The 18,383-nt window shown below is 43.3% G+C and carries 15 protein-coding genes; 13 read left to right on the forward strand and 2 right to left on the reverse strand.

Annotation, left to right across the window (positions count from 1 at the left end; translation table 11 throughout):
• Window positions 1–52 precede the first annotated feature (52 nt).
• Window positions 53–1,684 carry a mechanosensitive ion channel family protein gene (locus AK825_RS13750; RefSeq protein WP_068038647.1) on the reverse strand — a complete coding sequence of 544 codons (1,632 nt, stop codon included), beginning with the start codon at window positions 1,682–1,684 and terminating at the stop codon, window positions 53–55.
• A 71-nt stretch (window positions 1,685–1,755) separates the two neighbouring features.
• On the reverse strand, window positions 1,756–2,493 hold the full coding sequence (gene hisA, locus AK825_RS13755) for a 1-(5-phosphoribosyl)-5-[(5-phosphoribosylamino)methylideneamino]imidazole-4-carboxamide isomerase (protein ID WP_068038650.1): 738 nt from the start codon (window positions 2,491–2,493) through the stop codon (window positions 1,756–1,758).
• Window positions 2,494–3,413: 920 nt separating this feature from the next.
• Here hisA and AK825_RS13760 point away from each other — a divergent pair.
• The 13 genes from AK825_RS13760 to AK825_RS13820 all read left to right on the forward strand — a co-directional run bounded on the left by AK825_RS13760 (window position 3,414) and on the right by AK825_RS13820 (window position 18,362).
• A complete protein-coding gene (locus AK825_RS13760; RefSeq protein ID WP_068038653.1) occupies window positions 3,414–4,766 on the forward strand; it encodes a Na(+)-translocating NADH-quinone reductase subunit A in 1,353 nt (450 codons plus the stop codon).
• A gap of 5 nt (window positions 4,767–4,771) precedes the next feature.
• Entirely contained in the window at window positions 4,772–6,007 is a 1,236-nt protein-coding gene (locus tag AK825_RS13765; RefSeq protein WP_068038656.1) for an NADH:ubiquinone reductase (Na(+)-transporting) subunit B, read from the forward strand.
• Entirely contained in the window at window positions 5,988–6,890 is a 903-nt protein-coding gene (locus AK825_RS13770; protein ID WP_068038660.1) for a Na(+)-translocating NADH-quinone reductase subunit C, read from the forward strand. The genes AK825_RS13765 and AK825_RS13770 overlap by 20 nt, the downstream gene beginning before the upstream one ends.
• Before the next feature lies 1 nt (window position 6,891).
• Window positions 6,892–7,563, forward strand: a complete 672-nt coding sequence (locus tag AK825_RS13775) for an NADH:ubiquinone reductase (Na(+)-transporting) subunit D (protein ID WP_068038663.1) — start codon at window positions 6,892–6,894, stop codon at window positions 7,561–7,563.
• The gene (gene nqrE / locus AK825_RS13780; RefSeq protein ID WP_068038666.1) at window positions 7,563–8,171 is read left to right on the forward strand and encodes an NADH:ubiquinone reductase (Na(+)-transporting) subunit E; all 609 of its coding nucleotides are present in this window, start codon (window positions 7,563–7,565) and stop codon (window positions 8,169–8,171) included. The genes AK825_RS13775 and nqrE overlap by 1 nt, the downstream gene beginning before the upstream one ends.
• Window positions 8,172–8,349: 178 nt before the next feature.
• Window positions 8,350–9,585 carry an NADH:ubiquinone reductase (Na(+)-transporting) subunit F gene (gene nqrF / locus AK825_RS13785; RefSeq protein WP_068038669.1) on the forward strand — a complete coding sequence of 412 codons (1,236 nt, stop codon included), beginning with the start codon at window positions 8,350–8,352 and terminating at the stop codon, window positions 9,583–9,585.
• A 130-nt stretch (window positions 9,586–9,715) separates the two neighbouring features.
• Window positions 9,716–10,873 (forward strand): FAD:protein FMN transferase, encoded by a 1,158-nt coding sequence (locus AK825_RS13790; protein ID WP_082787261.1) that lies wholly within the window; start codon window positions 9,716–9,718, stop codon window positions 10,871–10,873.
• Window positions 10,874–11,002: 129 nt separating this feature from the next.
• Complete coding sequence (nqrM, locus tag AK825_RS13795; protein ID WP_068038672.1) at window positions 11,003–11,248, forward strand: (Na+)-NQR maturation NqrM; 246 nt, start codon at window positions 11,003–11,005, stop codon at window positions 11,246–11,248.
• 324 nt (window positions 11,249–11,572) lie between these two features.
• Window positions 11,573–12,841 (forward strand): MFS transporter, encoded by a 1,269-nt coding sequence (locus AK825_RS13800; RefSeq protein WP_068038675.1) that lies wholly within the window; start codon window positions 11,573–11,575, stop codon window positions 12,839–12,841.
• Between the two features lie 104 nt (window positions 12,842–12,945).
• Window positions 12,946–14,019: an alpha/beta hydrolase gene (locus AK825_RS13805; RefSeq protein WP_068038678.1), complete on the forward strand. Its 1,074-nt coding sequence runs from the start codon at window positions 12,946–12,948 to the stop codon at window positions 14,017–14,019.
• Between the two features lie 136 nt (window positions 14,020–14,155).
• Window positions 14,156–14,962, forward strand: a complete 807-nt coding sequence (locus tag AK825_RS13810; RefSeq protein ID WP_068038681.1) for an arylesterase — start codon at window positions 14,156–14,158, stop codon at window positions 14,960–14,962.
• Window positions 14,963–15,031: 69 nt separating this feature from the next.
• The gene (locus tag AK825_RS13815) at window positions 15,032–15,766 is read left to right on the forward strand and encodes an ABC transporter ATP-binding protein (protein ID WP_068038684.1); all 735 of its coding nucleotides are present in this window, start codon (window positions 15,032–15,034) and stop codon (window positions 15,764–15,766) included.
• Complete coding sequence (locus AK825_RS13820; RefSeq protein ID WP_227514084.1) at window positions 15,744–18,362, forward strand: FtsX-like permease family protein; 2,619 nt, start codon at window positions 15,744–15,746, stop codon at window positions 18,360–18,362. The genes AK825_RS13815 and AK825_RS13820 overlap by 23 nt, the downstream gene beginning before the upstream one ends.
• The last annotated feature ends 21 nt before the right edge of the window (window positions 18,363–18,383 follow it).

An 18,383-nucleotide genomic window follows, 5' to 3' on the forward strand; every position in this document is an offset into this window, starting at 1 on the left:
GTCATCTTACAATGCATTTATTATGCCTAACTTTTATACCTTACGATAAAGATCATTCTTGTGGACTATTTTTGTCTAATAAATCCGTTTCATTAGAACTTTCCGCAATTTCTTGTTCAACTTTTTCCATCAGTTTTTCATCAGGACGAGCATCAAACACGTCATCAGCATTATCTCCATTCAGGATTTGCTTAGCGCGCGCTTTAGCCTGTTTTTTATCTTTATCATCTGCTGAATTTTCACTACTCTGCTCATTCTCTGGTACAGAAGTCATGGGCGTTACAGTCAGCTCAGAACTGTCTATACCTTTACCATTTTGCATATGCTCAAACGCTTTTTCTAATTTATTGTTAAAACGTAGTCGATAAATAGGTTCAGGTAAGCTGAAGCCTTGATTTTCTAGAGCATGCTTAGTTTCACGAATAGCAATACTACGTGCTTTAGCAAAGTCAGTCTCTGACTGATCCACCCAAACTTGAAACTCAAGAACGATGTTAGAATCACCAACATGAGTGATGACAGCGATAGCTTTAGGTTTGTCTAAGACAAAACTTAATGTGCTTATCGCGTCTAGTCCAACTTTAATTGCCGCTAATGGATCATCATTGGCATCAACACCTAGTTCGAAGGTAAAACGGCGCTCAGGATTTTTAGTATAGTTTAAAATAATTCCTTTAAAAACTTCGGCATTCGGAATACGTAACTGATTACCGTCTAACGTCATTAGAATAGTTGCCCGTGAGGTCAAGCGCACTACAATACCCTCATGCTCGTTGATTTTTACTTGATCACGAGCACGAAATGGCTGACGAATACTTAGCATGAGAGAGGCAATATAATTCTCAATAGAATCCTTTACTGCGAAACCAACAGCAATACCAATTACCCCTGCACCGCCAAGTAGCGTGCCTAAAATAGTCTCTGCACCTATCAAGCTCAACGCCAAAATTAGACCAAAAACAATAAAAATCACTTTAATCGTTTGGGATAACAGCTCGGCTACAAAGGGATTGGGAGTCAAACGCTGCCATATTCCTTGACGTTTGGACAACCAACTGCCAAACCAAGCCACAATGCCAAATATAACAATGCCTACCAATAATAACGGTAAAGCTTTGACTAAATTTGTACCTTGAGTTTTGAGGCCTTGATATACTGTTGAAACATTATCTTGTACATCGAGCGTACGATTAATCTTATCTTCAACCGTCACTACATCCGTTAAGCGATTGGTAAGGTTAATCGCTTGCTGGGCTTTTTTCTCGTTCGGGGTTTCCCCTGTTAAAGTGACAACACCTTGGGTAACACTGACATTGACTGTCTGTAAGCCATCAATCTCGGAGAAAATACCGCTAATACGCTGACGAATGTCATTGTCTTTTTGCGGGGTAGGTGTGGTTTCAATTTGAGCATTATTAGTGCTCTCACCACTGATAACTGGCGGTGCCTCTATCGGCGCTGGTGCAGTAGGTAACACGTTACTTTCTGGTTTAGGCGCTGTAGCAGGTTCTTCTTCTGCACTTATAGAAGTATTGCTATCTACATTTGATACTGCTGCAATGCTTGCCAACTCTTCACCAATGGCATGAGCAGGCAAGCCATAAAAAATAATAATTGATAATAATAGCCGACCTAGGACTTGCAAATATTTATGTATAGATAGATGGTCAAAAAAAGCTATCATAAGTATCCTTTATTAATGTATCAACTATAATTGCCTATATGATAAACATAGGCAACTATATTAATAGACTATCAACTGTCTAGATAACTTTGAGCCTCGCCAAGATCTAGTGTACCTTCATAAATGGCGCGCCCTGTAATGATACCTTCAATACAATCACCATAAGGCTTTAACAGTTTAATATCTTGCATATCAGTGACACCGCCTGAAGCGATCACTGGCAAACCACCCTCACGTGCCAAATTGACCGTTTGCTCAACATTGACGCCTTGCATCATGCCATCACGAGCTATATCGGTATAGACGATTGACGATACACCAACATCAGCAAAACGTTTAGCAAGCTCAGTTGCTTTAGTATCGGTGACATTTGCCCAGCCATGAGTGGCTACCATACCGTCTTTGGCATCAATACCAACGATAATGTGTCCTGCAAACTCGCGACAAGCCTCAGTAACGAAATCAGGATCTTCAACCGCTTTTGTACCGATAATAATATGAGTAAGGCCTGCAGTGATATATTGCTCAATAGTATGCAGATTGCGTACCCCGCCGCCTAATTGAATAGGTAGTTTGGGATAAGCTTTAGCAATATCATGAACCACGCGCTTATGTACGGGTACACCATCAAATGCGCCATTAAGGTCAACCAAATGCAGACGCCTTGCTCCCTCTTTAACCCAGCGACCTGCTACCGCTACGGGGTCATCAGAAAATACCGTATCATCCTCCATACGGCCTTGTTTTAAGCGTACACATTTGCCATCTTTTAGATCGATAGCTGGAATAATCACAGGCGCAGCACACATACAGCATTCCTTATAAAAATATTTTATTAAAAAAAAGTAAAACAGAAACAACAATAATTGAAAAATGTTAAGAAAATAATATAAAGTATGCACTTAACTGAATATTTATATTCAACAGATTAAATACAACTTAAGTTTGTGTTTTTAGTTAGAATTCTAGTCGTCGTTTGGCTAAAATTAATTATTGATAACTATAAGTTTCAGCCTTTAAATTCGGCACTACAATTAGATAAATTCAATTACTAACTGGCAATTTTAGGTTAATTTAGCGTATAATCCTAGGTAAATTTGTATTTGTTTCTATATCTTAGCCACGCATGACGAGCATCTACAGATAGCTTGATAATGTTCGACTATAAAGGTATGACAAAGTACAGACAACAAGTCGGTGAAATGTTGACCATAACCTTGTCTGTTATTCCGATAAACCAGTAACGAGTAGATTGGCATGGTTTGAAGTTGTATGCTAATCGCTTAATTGGTTTGTTTTTGATCAGATTATCATATATTGAGTCTAACGGTCTTGTGACCATCCTAGAACTCATCTATATGATACTAGTATTACAATGTTTCAAATTTTAATAAAACGCGTGGTAAGCCTATCTTTGAATTAAAGTGCTCACTCTAAGCGACTAGCTTTGGAGGTTTATTTTAATTTGATAGATTTATCATGCATCTTGGTAGCCGGTCGCCATATTGGTAATTCGAATAAGACGTTAACGTGTTGTTAAGGAGTCTAAGGTCAGCGTTAATACTCTTACTTGCAGTAATACTTAAGCTTTACGTTTAAGGCGTTCAATCACAGCTTTGCTTTAGGGCTGCTGCTGATTGACAGCTTTTAATTAAGCTTTTGCTAATACTGCCGTCGTACCAAACAGGACGTCTGGTATCGTTTTAGACTATGGACTAAGTTTTCGCTTATGATTACCATCAAGAAAGGTTTGGATTTGCCCATCACAGGTGAGCCCTCCCGCGAGATATCAGAGCACAGACCAGCACACGTGGCACTTGTTGGTTACGATTACGTAGGTATGAAGCCTACGATGAATGTCACAGAGGGTGACATCGTAGCTAAGGGTCAACCCGTTTTTGAAGACAAAAAACGAGTGGGTGTTATTTATACTGCCCCTGCTGCTGGTAAAGTCATTGCCATTAAACGTGGCGAACGTCGTGTCTTTGAAAGTCTTGTAATTGAGGTTGACCCAAACGGTGAAGAAGTAGAGTTTCAGCGCTATGACTCCCAGCAACTTGCTGACTTAGACTCTGAAGCTGTTGAAACTCAATTGCTTGCTTCTGGTGAGTGGACTGCATTTCGTACGCGTCCTTATAGCCGCGCGCCTGATATTGGCGCTCGTCCGCATGCTATCTTCGTCACCGCTATGGATACCAATCCACTAGCGTTTGACCCGATGCTACTGATTAATGAACAGACACAAGCGTTTAATGACGGCCTTGCTGTTTTATCAACGCTGAGTCCCAAGACTTTCGTTTGTCATCATTCTGAAGCCAATATAGCACCAGTGCCACATACGGCGACAAACAATGTTACTGAGTATCATAGCTTTGCGGGTAAACATCCAGCAGGTCTTGCTGGTACGCATATTCACTTTTTGCATCCAATTAGTCGCGGTGTGACCGTCTGGACGATTGGCTATCAGGACGTGATTGCTATTGGCAAACTCTTTACCACTGGTCGTTTATATACGCGTCGTCTGCTAAGCTTAGCTGGCCCTGCGGTCAAATCCCCACATTTAGTGGCAACTGAGCGCGGTGCCGATATTACAGCATTGACCAAAGGTCAATTGGCTGCTGGCGAGAACCGTATTATTTCAGGTTCAGTACTGTCTGGTCGCAGGTTGTTTACTAATGTGGCCTACCTTGGTCGTTTTCACAATCAGATCAGTGTGTTATCTGAGGGTCGTGAGCGCCCAGCGTTTCACTTCTTTAGTCCGGGTGCAAATCGCTTCTCTAAACTTCCTATTTATATTTCGCAATTTTTTGGTGGCAAGAAGTATAACTTTACCACGACGAGCAATGGCTCACCGCGAGCGATGGTACCTATCGGGGTTTATGAAGAGGTCATGCCGCAAGATTATCTGCCGACCCAGCTATTACGTGCTTTAATCGTTGAAGATATTATCACTGCGGTTGATTTAGGCGTACTTGAACTAGACGAAGAAGATTTAGCATTATGCACCTTCGTATCTCCTGGCAAATATGAATTCGGTGATATTTTGCGTGATAACTTAACTCGCATTGAGCTGGAGGGCTAACCACGATGAAATTTTTACACAATATGTTCGATCGTATGGAACCGTCTTTCACCAAAGGTGGCAAACACGAAAAGTACTACGCTATCTTTGAGATGTTTGATACGTTTTTACGTCAACCAGGCTCAACGACTTATGCCTCATCACACGTACGTGACGGTATTGATCTGAAGCGCATTATGATTACCGTATGGCTATGTACCTTTCCAGCAATGTTTTGGGGTATGTACAACGTCGGTCATCAAGCATTAACCGCCATCGCTCAATTGGGTTTGCAACCTGAGGGCTGGCGTACCATAATCACTGGCATGGCTGGCTATAATCCAGATAGTATCTGGGCAAGCTTAGTCTACGGGGCAATGCAATTTTTACCGATTTATATCGTCACCTTTGGTGTTGGTATTCTCTGTGAGATTATATTTGCCGTAGTGCGTGGGCATGAAGTAAACGAAGGTTTCTTTGTGACCTCAGTACTGTATGCACTGATTTTGCCGCCAGATATTCCATTATGGCAAGTTGCTTTAGGTATCATCTTCGGTGTAGTCGTTGCTAAAGAAGTATTCGGCGGTACTGGTAAAAACTTCCTTAACCCTGCTCTATCAGGTCGTGCATTCTTATACTTTGCTTATCCAGCCTATATGTCTGGTGACTCAATATGGACAGCAGTCGATGGTTTCTCTGGTGCAACGCCACTTGGCCTTGCAGCACTTGGTGTGACTCCTCAGGACTTCGTTGATGTCTATGGCAATGCGATCACTTGGGGTGATGCGTTCTTAGGTAATATGCAAGGCAGTATCGGTGAAGTATCTACGCTTGCAATTTTGATGGGTGCGGCCGTTCTACTTTGGACGCGCATTGCATCATGGCGCATTATGGCAGGCTGTGTGGTTGGTCTTATCGCCACCTCTCTTGTCTTTAATATGATTGGCTCTGAAGACAATCTGATGATGAACCTACCATTTTATTGGCATCTAGTTATTGGTGGCTTTGCTTTTGGTGCTGTCTTTATGGCAACTGATCCAGTTTCAGCTGCACATACTAATAACGGCCGCTGGGCTTATGGTATTTTGATTGGCTTTATGACGGTACTGATTCGAGTAGTCAATCCAGCCTTCCCAGAAGGCATCATGCTGGCCATTCTATTTGCTAACTTATTTGCTCCATTGTTTGATTACTTTGTGACCCAAGCAAACATCAAACGCCAAACAGCTCGGAGGGTTCGTTATGTCCAAGCCCAAAAGTAATAATACAAAAACCATCAGTGTGGCATTGACGCTATGCTTGGTGTGTTCAGTATTGGTTTCAGCTGTTGCAGTTGGTCTTAAACCAATGCAAGTTGAAAACGCACGCTTAGACCGTAATAAAAACATCCTAGTAGCAGCCGGTATGTATGATGCTGAATCTGACACCGCTGCAGACGTTGCTGAACGCTTTAAAGATTTTGAAGTCGAGATTGTTGATTTAAACAAAGGTAACTATCTCGATGATGACGCTTTGAAAGTAGCGGGTATTCCTGATCGCAATGCTTATGATGCTAGTCAAGCAACTAAGAATAAAGCTTTGAGTGAAGATCTAGGTAGCAATGATCCTGCTGGTATTGGCCGTAAGCCTAAATACGCAAAAGTCTATGTTAAAAATGATGATGCGGGTAAACCTGAAATGGTTGTGCTACCGATTCAAGGTTATGGATTATGGGGCACTATTTACGGTTTCTTAACGCTTGAAAGTGATATGAATACCATTAAAGGTATTAGCTTTTATGAGCATAAAGAAACCCCAGGTCTAGGCGCTCGTATCGAAGAGCCAGAGTGGCGCGCAAAGTGGAGCGGTATCCATTCATATGATGAAAATGGTGATGTTGCTACTGGTGTGACCAAAGCTGGTAACCCAAAAGAAAACTGGGTAGATGGTATTAGCGGTGCAACGCTTACTGGTCGCGGTGTAAGCAACATGATTCAGTTTTGGTTAGGTGAGCAAGGCTATAAACCTTACCTAGATGCGCTGCGCGAAGAGAGCGGTCAAACAATTGATAAAGCTGATACACAAGCCAAATCAGATAACAAGGCAGCTCAACCTACAACCGAACTGGCAGCAGCGCTACCAGTAGCAAACGGCAAGGAGGCATAACATGGCTGACACAAAAAGTATTTTAACCTCGCCTATTTTTGATAATAACCCCATCGCCCTACAGATATTAGGTATCTGTTCGGCGCTAGCGGTAACGACGAGTATGTCGAATGCCTTAGTCATGTGTGTGGCATTGACATTGGTAACGGCTTTTTCAAGTTTCTTTATCTCAATTATTCGTAAGCAAATCCCATCAAGTATTCGTATTATTGTACAGATGACGATTATCGCCTCATTGGTTATCTTGGTCGATCAGGTGCTAAAAGCAGTTGCTTACGATGTCAGTAAAGGACTATCGGTATTCGTTGGTTTGATCATTACTAACTGTATCGTCATGGGCCGTGCAGAAGCATTTGCCATGAGTAATCCACCAGTACCAAGCTTTTTAGACGGTATTGGTAACGGTCTTGGCTACTCTGCGGTACTGCTATTTGTCGCTACTATTCGTGAGCTCTTAGGTTCAGGAACGTGGTTCGGTATCACTATCCTACAACCAGTAACTGACGGTGGTTGGTATTTACCAAACGGTCTATTATTATTACCGCCATCAGCGTTCTTTATTATTGGTTTATTCATTGCCATTGTCCGTATTTGGAAACCAGAACAGGTTGAAGAAGCAGAATTTGTAATGAAGCCGCAGTCTAAAGGTATGGCACACGGAGGCGGTCACTAATGGGACATTATATTAGTTTATTTATAACCTCAGTTTTTATTGAGAATATGGCGCTTGCCTATTTCTTAGGCATGTGTACCTTTTTGGCAGTGTCCAAAAAAGTCTCCACAGCTATCGGTCTTGGGGTTGCTGTCATTGTAGTAATGGCCATTACTGTGCCATTGAACAATCTATTGTTCCAGTTCATCCTAAAAGATGGTGCGCTGGCATGGGCAGGCTTCCCTAATATTGATCTTAGCTTCCTAGGTCTACTAAGTTATATTGGTCTAATTGCTGCTACCGTACAGATATTAGAGATGTTCTTGGACAAGTTTGTACCAAGTTTATACAACGCTCTTGGCGTGTTCTTACCGCTAATTACTGTGAACTGTGCCATTTTAGGTGGCGTACTATTTATGGTAGAGCGTGACTATAACTTTAGTGAGTCTGTGGTATATGGCGTAGGTGCAGGTTTTGGTTGGGCAATTGCTATCACCGCATTAGCAGGTATTCGTGAAAAGCTTAAATATTCAGACATTCCAGCACCGCTGCGTGGTCTTGGTATTACCTTTATTACGGTTGGCCTTATGTCGCTCGGCTTTATGTCGTTCGGTGGTATGTCCATTTAAACCGCTAAGCTTAGTGCCGCTAATTAATTGATTGTTTAATTCATGAATTAGCGGATGCTCTAGCTTAAAACCCTATTTAGCTATTTGACCTATTTAATTCATTTATTCGGTAGGCGTTCGGGTAGAGTGATAAATTCATACTCCCGCACCCCTACCCCATAGATTAAGGATACATATCATGGATTATGCTACGGCGATTGGTGGCGTTGCTATGTTTACCTTGATCATCATGGGCCTCGTTGCCATTATTTTGGCGGCACGCTCAAGACTGGTCAGTTCAGGCGATGTTACTATTCATATCAATGATAATCCCGATAATGATGTTGTGACTCCAGCAGGCGGTAAACTACTACAAACTCTTGCCAGCGAAGGTATATTTTTATCTTCAGCATGTGGTGGCGGTGGTACGTGTGCTCAATGTCGCTGCCGTGTTATTGAAGGTGGTGGTTCTATTTTACCCACCGAAGAAGGCTATTTTACTCAAGGTGAAATCCGTAATCATATGCGCTTGGCTTGTCAGGTAGCTGTCAAGCAAGATATGAAAATCGAGATTGATCCTGAATTCTTTGATGTACAAAAATGGGAATGTGAGGTTATCTCGAACGATAACGTTGCAACCTTTATTAAAGAGTTGGTGCTGAAAATTCCAGATGGCGAAGAAGTTAACTTCCGTGCTGGTGGTTATGTACAGCTAGAAGCGCCACCGCATGAAGTACATTATAAAGACTTTGATGTTGATGAGGAATATAGAGAAGATTGGGAAAAATTTGGTATCTTCAAATATGTCTCAAAAGTTGATGAGCCGGTCATTCGTGCTTACTCAATGGCCAACTATCCTGAAGAAAAAGGCCTCATCAAGTTTAATATTCGTATCGCAAGTCCACCTCCACGTGGTCCTGACGGTATTCCACCAGGCAAAATGTCTTCTTGGACGTTTAGCTTAAAGCCTGGCGATAAAGTTACGGTATCAGGCCCTTACGGTGAGTTTTTTGCTAAAGATACTGAAGCTGAGATGATCTTCGTTGGTGGTGGTGCTGGTATGGCTCCAATGCGCTCGCATATCTTCGATCAGCTTAAACGCTTAAATTCTGATCGTAAGATCAGCTTTTGGTACGGTGCGCGCTCTATTCGTGAGATGTTCTATGTTGAAGATTACGATCAACTAGAAGAAGAGTTTGATAACTTTGAGTGGCATGTGGCCTTATCTGATCCACTTCCTGAAGACAATTGGAATGGCTATACTGGCTTTATTCATAATGTCTTGTTAGAAGAGTATCTAAAAGACCATCCAAACCCAGAAGACTGTGAATACTACATGTGTGGGCCACCAATGATGAATGCTGCCGTCATCGATATGCTACACAGCCTTGGTGTTGAAGATGAAAACATCATGCTTGATGACTTTGGCGGTTAAGCTTAATAGTTAAAATACTTGTTTATTTTGACTTATGCTTATTTTGACGGTCACTATGAAATGCATAAAAAAGAGCGTCAATAGTGGCGCTCTTTTTTTTAATCCATTTTTGCTGTTGGATAAATCCACCATGTTAACTAAAGATAAATCCTACATAAGCTTACCTACAACTAAGCCTCAGGATGAACGAAGGACAGCAGGTAATACTGTATTATTTGCTGCTGCAGCACTTAGCCTAGCTAGTTTAACAGCCTGTCAACAAACGCCTGATTATAATTATTTGATCGGTGAAACGATGGGCACAAGCTACCATATCAGTTACCAGTTGCCAGAAGATGTCGATGAAGCAGATATCCAAGCGGCTATCAACGAACGTTTGCAACAGATCAATGACAGTATGTCGACGTACCAAGCTGATTCTACTATCTCTAAATTCAATAAGTTAGGTAAAGACATGCCTATCATCATTGATGCCGATTTTAGTCGCGTGCTCGATGTCTCGCGACAAGTCTATACCGAATCCGGTGGAGCATTTGATCCTACCGTTATGCCTCTTATCAATACTTGGGGGTTTGGTAGCACCATGACCGTTGAACGCTTACAAAGCCCACCTAGTGCAGAGGCTATTGCACAAGCAAGTGCCTTGGTAGACTTTGATGGTGTCGTAAAACAAGATCAAATGATCTACAAAACTAAAGATGGTATTGGTTTGGATTTTTCGGCAGTAGCGAAGGGTTATGGCGTCGATGTCATCGCTGATGTACTCAGAGATCGTTATCAAATTCGTAATTATATGGTTGAGATTGGTGGGGAAATTGCGACTGCTGGCGTTAGCAATCAACAACAGCCTTGGCAAATCGCCATCGATGCCCCTATTGAGGGTAGTACTGTGAGCGAGCGCCAGACTATCACTGCTATTCGTCAACCTATAAAAACCAACAACCAGTTACATCTAGCGACTTCAGGCAACTACCGTAATTCAGTGATATTCGATGGCAAGCACTATAGCCATACGATTGACCCTACTACTGGAAAACCTATCGTTGGTGGTGCACCTTCGGTAACTGTTGCGGCAGACTCAGTCGCACTTGCGGATGCATGGGCAACTGCTCTCACTGCTATGCCTTATGAGAAGGCACTTAGTGTCGCTAAACAACAAAATTTAGCCGCACTATTTGTGATATTAGCTGATGGAGTACAACCGAACGATTCGGTAGATAGTCTCGATGATTGGCAAGTAGTACAGACGCCTGCGATGCAAGCATTACGTGCTGATAAACAGCCTTAGTCTCTAATCATTATGCTTTAAAGCATACTCGAAGAGTAAACGGACAGTGCAAAAATTTGCTATACTATTAAGGTGTTATCTCTATAAATAAAGATAGCACCTCTATTTTTAAAAAACGAGGTTTCCTCTATGTTTAGTCAATTGCTTCCAATGCTTGCCATCACCTTTACCGTATTTATATTGTTCTTTGTATTTATGGGTATTGGCTATATGGTCAAGAAAAAGCCGCTTAGAGGATCTTGTGGCGGTGTTGCTAAATTGATGGGCGATGAAAACTGCTCATTCTGTGGTAATGATCCTAATAAATGTGACTCAATCATCGCTGAACAGCAAGAAAATGCGTTAAAAGCCGCTCAATTAGGTAAATCTGTATAAACGCCTGCGCTAGTTACCATACGCTGGTAGTATTTACCTAACATCTGTTCCTATAATAGCGTCTAGTCCTTTGAAATGGATTGGCGCTATTTTTAGTTGTGCTATGCAATTATTTATAAATAGCTCTTTATAGTCAGCTTTCAAAATATTCAGCTTTTCAAAGTCACTACTCATATACTATGTTCGCCCTATTCAATAGGGTAGCAAGCTTGTATTTCTTGCGCTCTGCAAGTACTTTCTAGTTCTGATTTATTATATCAATCACCGTTTAGGTGCGTTTTCTATGGTGTTATTTGCAAGCGACGACTCTATCGGCGCTGTTTAATGACGTGTCCTTTTTCTTACTCTAATAGTCGTGCTGCTATGTCTACTTCTCCAAACTCGCAGTCATTTAAGCTGCCCTCATCACGCTTCACTTTTTGGCTCGTGTTATGTGCCATGATTTTACTTGCCACCAATATGCGTGCGCCAATCGTTGCTCTTGGCTCTATTGCGCCAGTAGTACAAGATGCGCTCAATATTTCTGAGACTCAGATTGGTTGGCTAGGTGCAGTGCCCATGCTGACTTTTGCAGTGGGCGCGCTTATCGCACCATCAATTGGTAAGCGCTTTGGGCTTGAGAATACGCTGATTGTGATGATTGCGTTATTAACGACGGGTATGATTATTCGTACCGTTATGCCAACTTGGATTGGGTTTTTAAGTGGCACATTATTACTAACGTTAGCCATTGGTTTTGCCAATACCTTAGCTGCGCCCGTTATTAAACAGCGTACGCCGAATCATATTCCGCTGATTACTGGTTTGTTTAGTCTAACGATGACGGTGACGGCAGGCATAGTAGCAGGAGTCGTACTACCGCTATCTGAGCAGGTAGGCTGGCAGTGGGCGCTTGGTGGTTGGTCGATTTTAGGCATATTTGCCATTGTACTTTGGGTATTTTTACGTCTGCGTCTCGGCTCATCTAGTCATCAAGCGGTTGTCCCACCTGCATCAGGATCTTCAGAGATATCCATGTGGCGCACGCCTTTTGCTTGGCAAATTGCAGTCTTTATGGGTTTGCAGTCACTGCTGTTCTATACCGTTGCCAGTTTCTTGCCATCTATTTGGGTAAGCCAAGGACTATCAGCCGTTAAAGCCGGACAAATGGGTTCGGTATTTCAATTTATGGCACCGATCGCTATCTTAAGCTTAACTTGGCTGGTAAACCGGGGGCGTCCTATTCAAGCGTTGGCGGTATTTGCTGCTGTGTTAAACGTCATTGGTATCATAGGGGTAAGCTACTTATCTACTGACCTTGCATGGTTATGGTCAGGCTTAATGGGCATTGGCTGCTCAGCGATTTTTACCTTAAGCATGATGTTGTTCTCGCTACGAACTTATACGACCAACCAATCTAGCGAGCTGTCTGGCATGGCTCAATTCGTTGGGTATTTGATAGCGTTTTTTGGTCCATTAGGGACTGGTTGGCTACATGAAGCGACTGGTAACTGGGATTTACCCCTTTTTATTATGTTAATCTTGATGATTATCAACGTTGTGATTGCTTGGATGGTCAGTCGTCCGGTGATGGTCGATGGTCGCCCTGCTTAACTTAAAGCATGTTTGATGTATTATTAACTATCAGCAGCCACTAGCAATGCCGACTTGTGAATTATTAAAGCGCGTTTAATAATGATAAATTCAAAGGAATGAAGATGAGCAACTCTATCAAGTACAACAAAGCTGATGCTGAAAACCAAGTCGATTTATTACCTGCTGTTGCCAATTATCTAAAGGTATTAAATGAGCAGCTGCTCCCTGCATTTATTAACACAGGCAGTATCCCTAACGCCATCAATGCCAGAGATGGCCTAGCAAATTTAACTCATACCTTTGTCACCGAAGCCGTGAATGTGGCGCTAATAGTCGATGACATCATTGAATGTGATGCGTCAACTAACGATGCTTATGATGTGCCTACTTATCATGTACCAGTGCGCCTTTTTTATCCTAGCTTGCCTGATGCTTCAATAAAGCAGACTGAGCAAACACCACCACCCGTGATGCTGTACTTTCATGGTGGCGGTGGTACAGCGGGTAGCGTCTCTGTTTATCATCAAATTCTATGCCGTTTAGCGAAGCATACTGGGCACATTATTGTTGCCCCAGAATACCGCCTTGCACCAGAAAATCCTTACCCTTGTGCTCAAAACGATGCTTGTACCGCTTTGCTTGGATTGAATAAACTACTCGCCCGCCATCACATTAGCACGAATGAGCTAGTAATAGCAGGAGACAGTCATGGTGGGGCATTAGTCACCAATCTGCTACGCGACCCTAGAATAATAGAGTCAGGCATAATAAATGATATCAGCGCGCAAGTACTGATATATCCGAGCGTTGACTTTACTATGAGCTGTCCCTCTATTGAAAAATACGCCAATGGTTATCTGCTCAGTCAAGCACGTATCAGTTGGTATTTTGACCAGTATTTTCAACACAACTTTCAACACGATGAAGACAGACAGGCAAAGTCCGCTCTATTTGCCAGCTCAGATGAGCTGGCGCATCAACCCCCTGCCCTTATCATTAATGCAGCGATCGACCCGTTATATGATGAAGGTGTCGCCTATGCCGCCAAACTTAGCGAAGCTGGTGTTGAGACGCAGCACATCACTTATGACAAAGTCATTCATGCTTACCTAAATATGGAAAATCTTAATCCTGATATTTGTAAACAAACTTATCAGGCCATATCCGAATTTTTGGGTAGCAAAAGTTCTGAATAACGCTAACCAATCTCAGACAGTCAGCGGCTATCAAAATTGTTAAGGTGTTTTTTGATCATAGTATCAGCTACTTGTGAATATTAAGCCTGACCTAATATAAAGCAAATAATGCCAATAAATATGTAACGGAATCACTATGTCATTGCCTTTAATAAAGCCTTATTTATCTAAATTTTTATCAAAGAAACTTAGCTTAGCGCTACTGACTAGCTTAGCGTTGATAGCGTGTAGTCCAGCCACTGATAAAGAGGCTGACGCTAACGACCCAGTAGTAGATGCTTCTCAAACAGAAGCTATGAACAATGCTACTAATGAGGTTTCACGTGAAACAGTGAATCAACAAGGTAATATAGCAGCTATAGAACAACCTATTACTATCTTGGCACTTGGCGACTCTCTGACCGAAGGTCTAGGGGTAGACCCTGATGACAATTACCCTGCCCAATTAGAATCAACGCTCAAAGATATGGGCTACGAGAATGTCAAAGTCATCAACTCAGGTCTAAGTGGGGAAACCAGCACTGGCTTGATCAACCGTTTGGACTGGGTTGCACAAACCAAGCCTGATATTACTATTTTGACCATCGGTGCGAATGACGCTATCCGTGGTATTGACGTCGCAACCGTTGAAGCAAATATCCGTACTGCTGTTAAACGCTTGCAAGACAATGGCAGTGAAGTTATCTTGGGCGGCATGCAGATTTATGACAATCTTGGCTCTGATTATGTACAGTCGTTTGCCGCGATTTATCCCCGCGTCGCTAAAGATATGAACGTCACCCTTATTCCGTTCTTCTTAAATGGTGTGGGCGGTGACCCTGAGCTAAACCAAGCTGACGCCATTCATCCGACCAAGGATGGCTACACAGTTATCGTTAATGATAATATCCTGCCAATCTTAGCGCCTAAGCTTGAAGCAATGGTAGAGAATGAAAGCAACTGATTCGACTGACTGAGAAAATTTTAACAAGCCAGTGCAAGTAACAGACACTACGTCAACTGAGACCCTGTAATGACCTTATCAAATCCGACTGCACCAACATCAGAAGCTATATCAAATTCTGCACAGCAAGCCCTACTAACCGCCTCGCATCTCAATAAAACCGTGCAAGTCGGGGAACAATCGCTGTCTATTATCAAGGACGTTAGTATTCATGTTGATGCTGGCGAGTTTGTAGTGATTATGGGTAAATCAGGCTCGGGTAAATCAACTTTGCTTGGTTTGCTGGCAGCGTTAGATTATCCCGATAGCGGCTCCGTTGAGCTGGCTGGACAGACATTAAGCAGTCTTGATGAAGATGCCCTTGCCGTCATTCGTCAACGTGATATGGGCTTTGTTTTTCAGTCATTTCACCTATTACCAACTTTGACGGTGGCGGAAAACATTGCCTTCCCGCTTGATATCGCTCGACGTCCGAATAAAGCACGCGTCAACGAATTGATTGAAGCCGTCGACTTAGGTCATAGACGTCATAGTTTGCCCAATCAACTATCAGGCGGTGAGCAACAACGCACGGCGGTGGCTCGAGCATTGGTATCGCAGCCAAAAATTGTCTTCGCTGATGAGCCGACAGGTAATCTGGATGAGCAAAATGCTGATCAAGTAATGAACCTGCTATTAGATTTACGCCAGCAGACGGGTTCGGCACTCGTCGTCGTGACTCACGATCCTGCGCTTGCCGAAATGGCGGATCGAGTCATTACTATGCATGACGGTATGATAGATGGGTCGAAAGTTAATGGATAACATGGATAAAGAGTCAAATTATTCTGGTGGCATGATAAGCCAGCTTTTCACTCGCGATCTAGGCTCGCAAGCCTTGAGTCGCAGCTGGTGGCGGCGCTGGGTATATCCGGTGCTGTTTTTATTAACGCTCACGCTATCGCTTGCCACCTACCTCACTCTTGATTCTATCCAGCAGTCTGTTGATAGCTACATCACAGACAATCAGCGCGCGCTAATCGGTGGTGATCTGATACTTGAGAGTAATCAAGAATGGCCAGCGGACATTTTAAAGCAAGTCCAAACCTTGCCTGACGACCAAATCGTCTACGATCATCAGTTCAGCTCTATGGTAGTTACCGACGAGCAAACCTTACTGGTGCGCGTTAAAGGTATCACGCCGGCTTATCCGCTATACGGAACAGCAGAAACGGCTTCGGGCAAACCATTATGGCAACAACTCAAGCCTGACACCGTGGTCGTCGCTCCAGAAGTATTACAAGGTATCAATGCCAGTATTGGCGATAGCATTACCATTGGTGAAGGGCAATTTACGATCAGCGATGTGCTGACCAAAGAGCCGGATCGTCCGCTCAGTGCCTTTGACTTTGGTGGGCATGTACTCATGCAAGCAGACGCGCTGGAGGCAACCAACTTACTCGGTCAACGTAGCCGCGTGCGTTATCGCATTGAGATGGCAGGAGACGCTGAGACCATAGAGCCACTACGTGAGCAATTAGAGCAAACCTTGACCAGCTACCCTGATATTAGGCTGTCTGATATCGATTCAGAGGACACGCAAATATCGCGCATCTCTGACAATGTGTTGATGTTTTTGAAGTTACTGGTCATTGCGGTATTGCTATTATCAGCGGTGGCGATGTATGGAGTCATCACGGCTTTTGTGACCAAGCAGCAGTCTAATAATGCGATTCGCTTGGCCTTAGGTGAACCTCTCAAATCTCTCAAACGTAGCTACTATCAGCTACTGATAGCGACCACTATTATCGCTTGTATCGCAGCGAGTATACTGAGTTTCGGCTTACTGCAAGTCGGTCAGCCGTATCTTATTGCCATCCTGCCAGCAGACGTCGGCTTAGCCATCAACCCTGTCAGTATAATCAAAACCATTATCATTGCTTTAGTACTAACCTTACTGATTGCCCAGCGCGGCTTAAGCACCCTTAGCACTACCAAGCCTGCAACATTGCTCAATCAAGGTGCTAGCCAGCAATCACAAAACTTACCTTGGTATCGACGCCTACCCCTATTATGGTACGGACTGATGCTCATAGGACTGTATGCGTTCTTTGCTTATGAAGTTGGCTCATTAACATTTGGCGCGCAGCTACTTGCTGGTTTAATTGCCTTTGTGGCGATATTTTGGCTATTAGCACGCGCTTGGCTATGGCTGCTTACCAAATTGGCGATGAATACTGATATCAGTTGGATGAAGCGCATTGCCATTCATAACCTTGCGCGTAAAGGCAACCAATCTGCACTGTTCTTTGTCACCCTATCGTTATCAGTCGCTGTCCTCACGCTCATCACCACGCTCAATCATAGTATCAATGCGCAGTTTATTAATGCGTATCCTGAAGATGCACCGAATTTGTTTTTATTAGATGTGCAAAGCAATCAACATGAGGATATTAATGCTTTAATTGGTACGCCAGTGAGCTATTATCCTGTCATTCGCGCCCGCGTGGTCACCGCAAATGACGTACCCGCGCAAGATATCGAACCTGCGGATGGCTTTGATGAGCCTACCCGCGTCTTTAATTTAAGCTACGCAGATACGGTGATGGACACTGAGTTTATTACTGATGCAATAGAAGACAATGAGCTGTACTCGCCTATCGAAACTATCGAAGCTGATGGTCAACAAGGCCAAACGCCACAGATTGCGCCACTGTCTATTTTGGATACCGCGGCAGGTATGCTCAATGTCGGCCTGGGCGATCAGGTTCGTTTTAATATTCAAGGTATCGAAATCGTCGGTCAAATTACCAGTATTCGCTCACGTTACGAGCGTGGCCCAAGCCCGTATTTTTATTTCTTGTTTGAGCCATCGGTGCTATCTGCTGCTCCGCAAATCCAATTTGCCACCGCACATGTGGCAGAAGATGCTATCCCAGAGCTGCAAGGGAAACTGGTGCGCGAATTCCCTGCTGTCACTACCATTGACGGTACGGCAATCGCCGAACAAGTCCAAGAGCTGGTGGTACAAATGAGCCGCTTGGTCTATGTCTTTACCCTACTGGCATTGCTGACAGGTGTCATGGTTTTGATTAGCTCGCTGCTCTCAACCTCGCAAGATCGCATGCAAGAAAGCGCTTCGTTCAGGCTATTAGGTATGCAAAAGCGCGACTTGTATATGCTCAATATCCTAGAATTAGGCGTGCTTGGTATCAGTGCGGCGACATTTGCGGTCGTTATCGCCAGTGTTGGCGCATGGGCTGCGATTACCCAATGGTTTAACCTACGCTTTAGTGTGCCGTGGATGAGCTTAGGCATTGGCGGTGCAGCATTAGTTGCCTTGTTATTTGGCATTGCTATTATTTATGTACGCTTGGTGATTGGACGCGGGATTATGGCGAGAGTGCGGGCGATGATTTAGAGGTTATTGAATATGTTTTTT

Source organism: Psychrobacter sp. P11G5, assembly GCF_001593305.1.
GTDB lineage: Bacteria > Pseudomonadota > Gammaproteobacteria > Pseudomonadales > Moraxellaceae > Psychrobacter.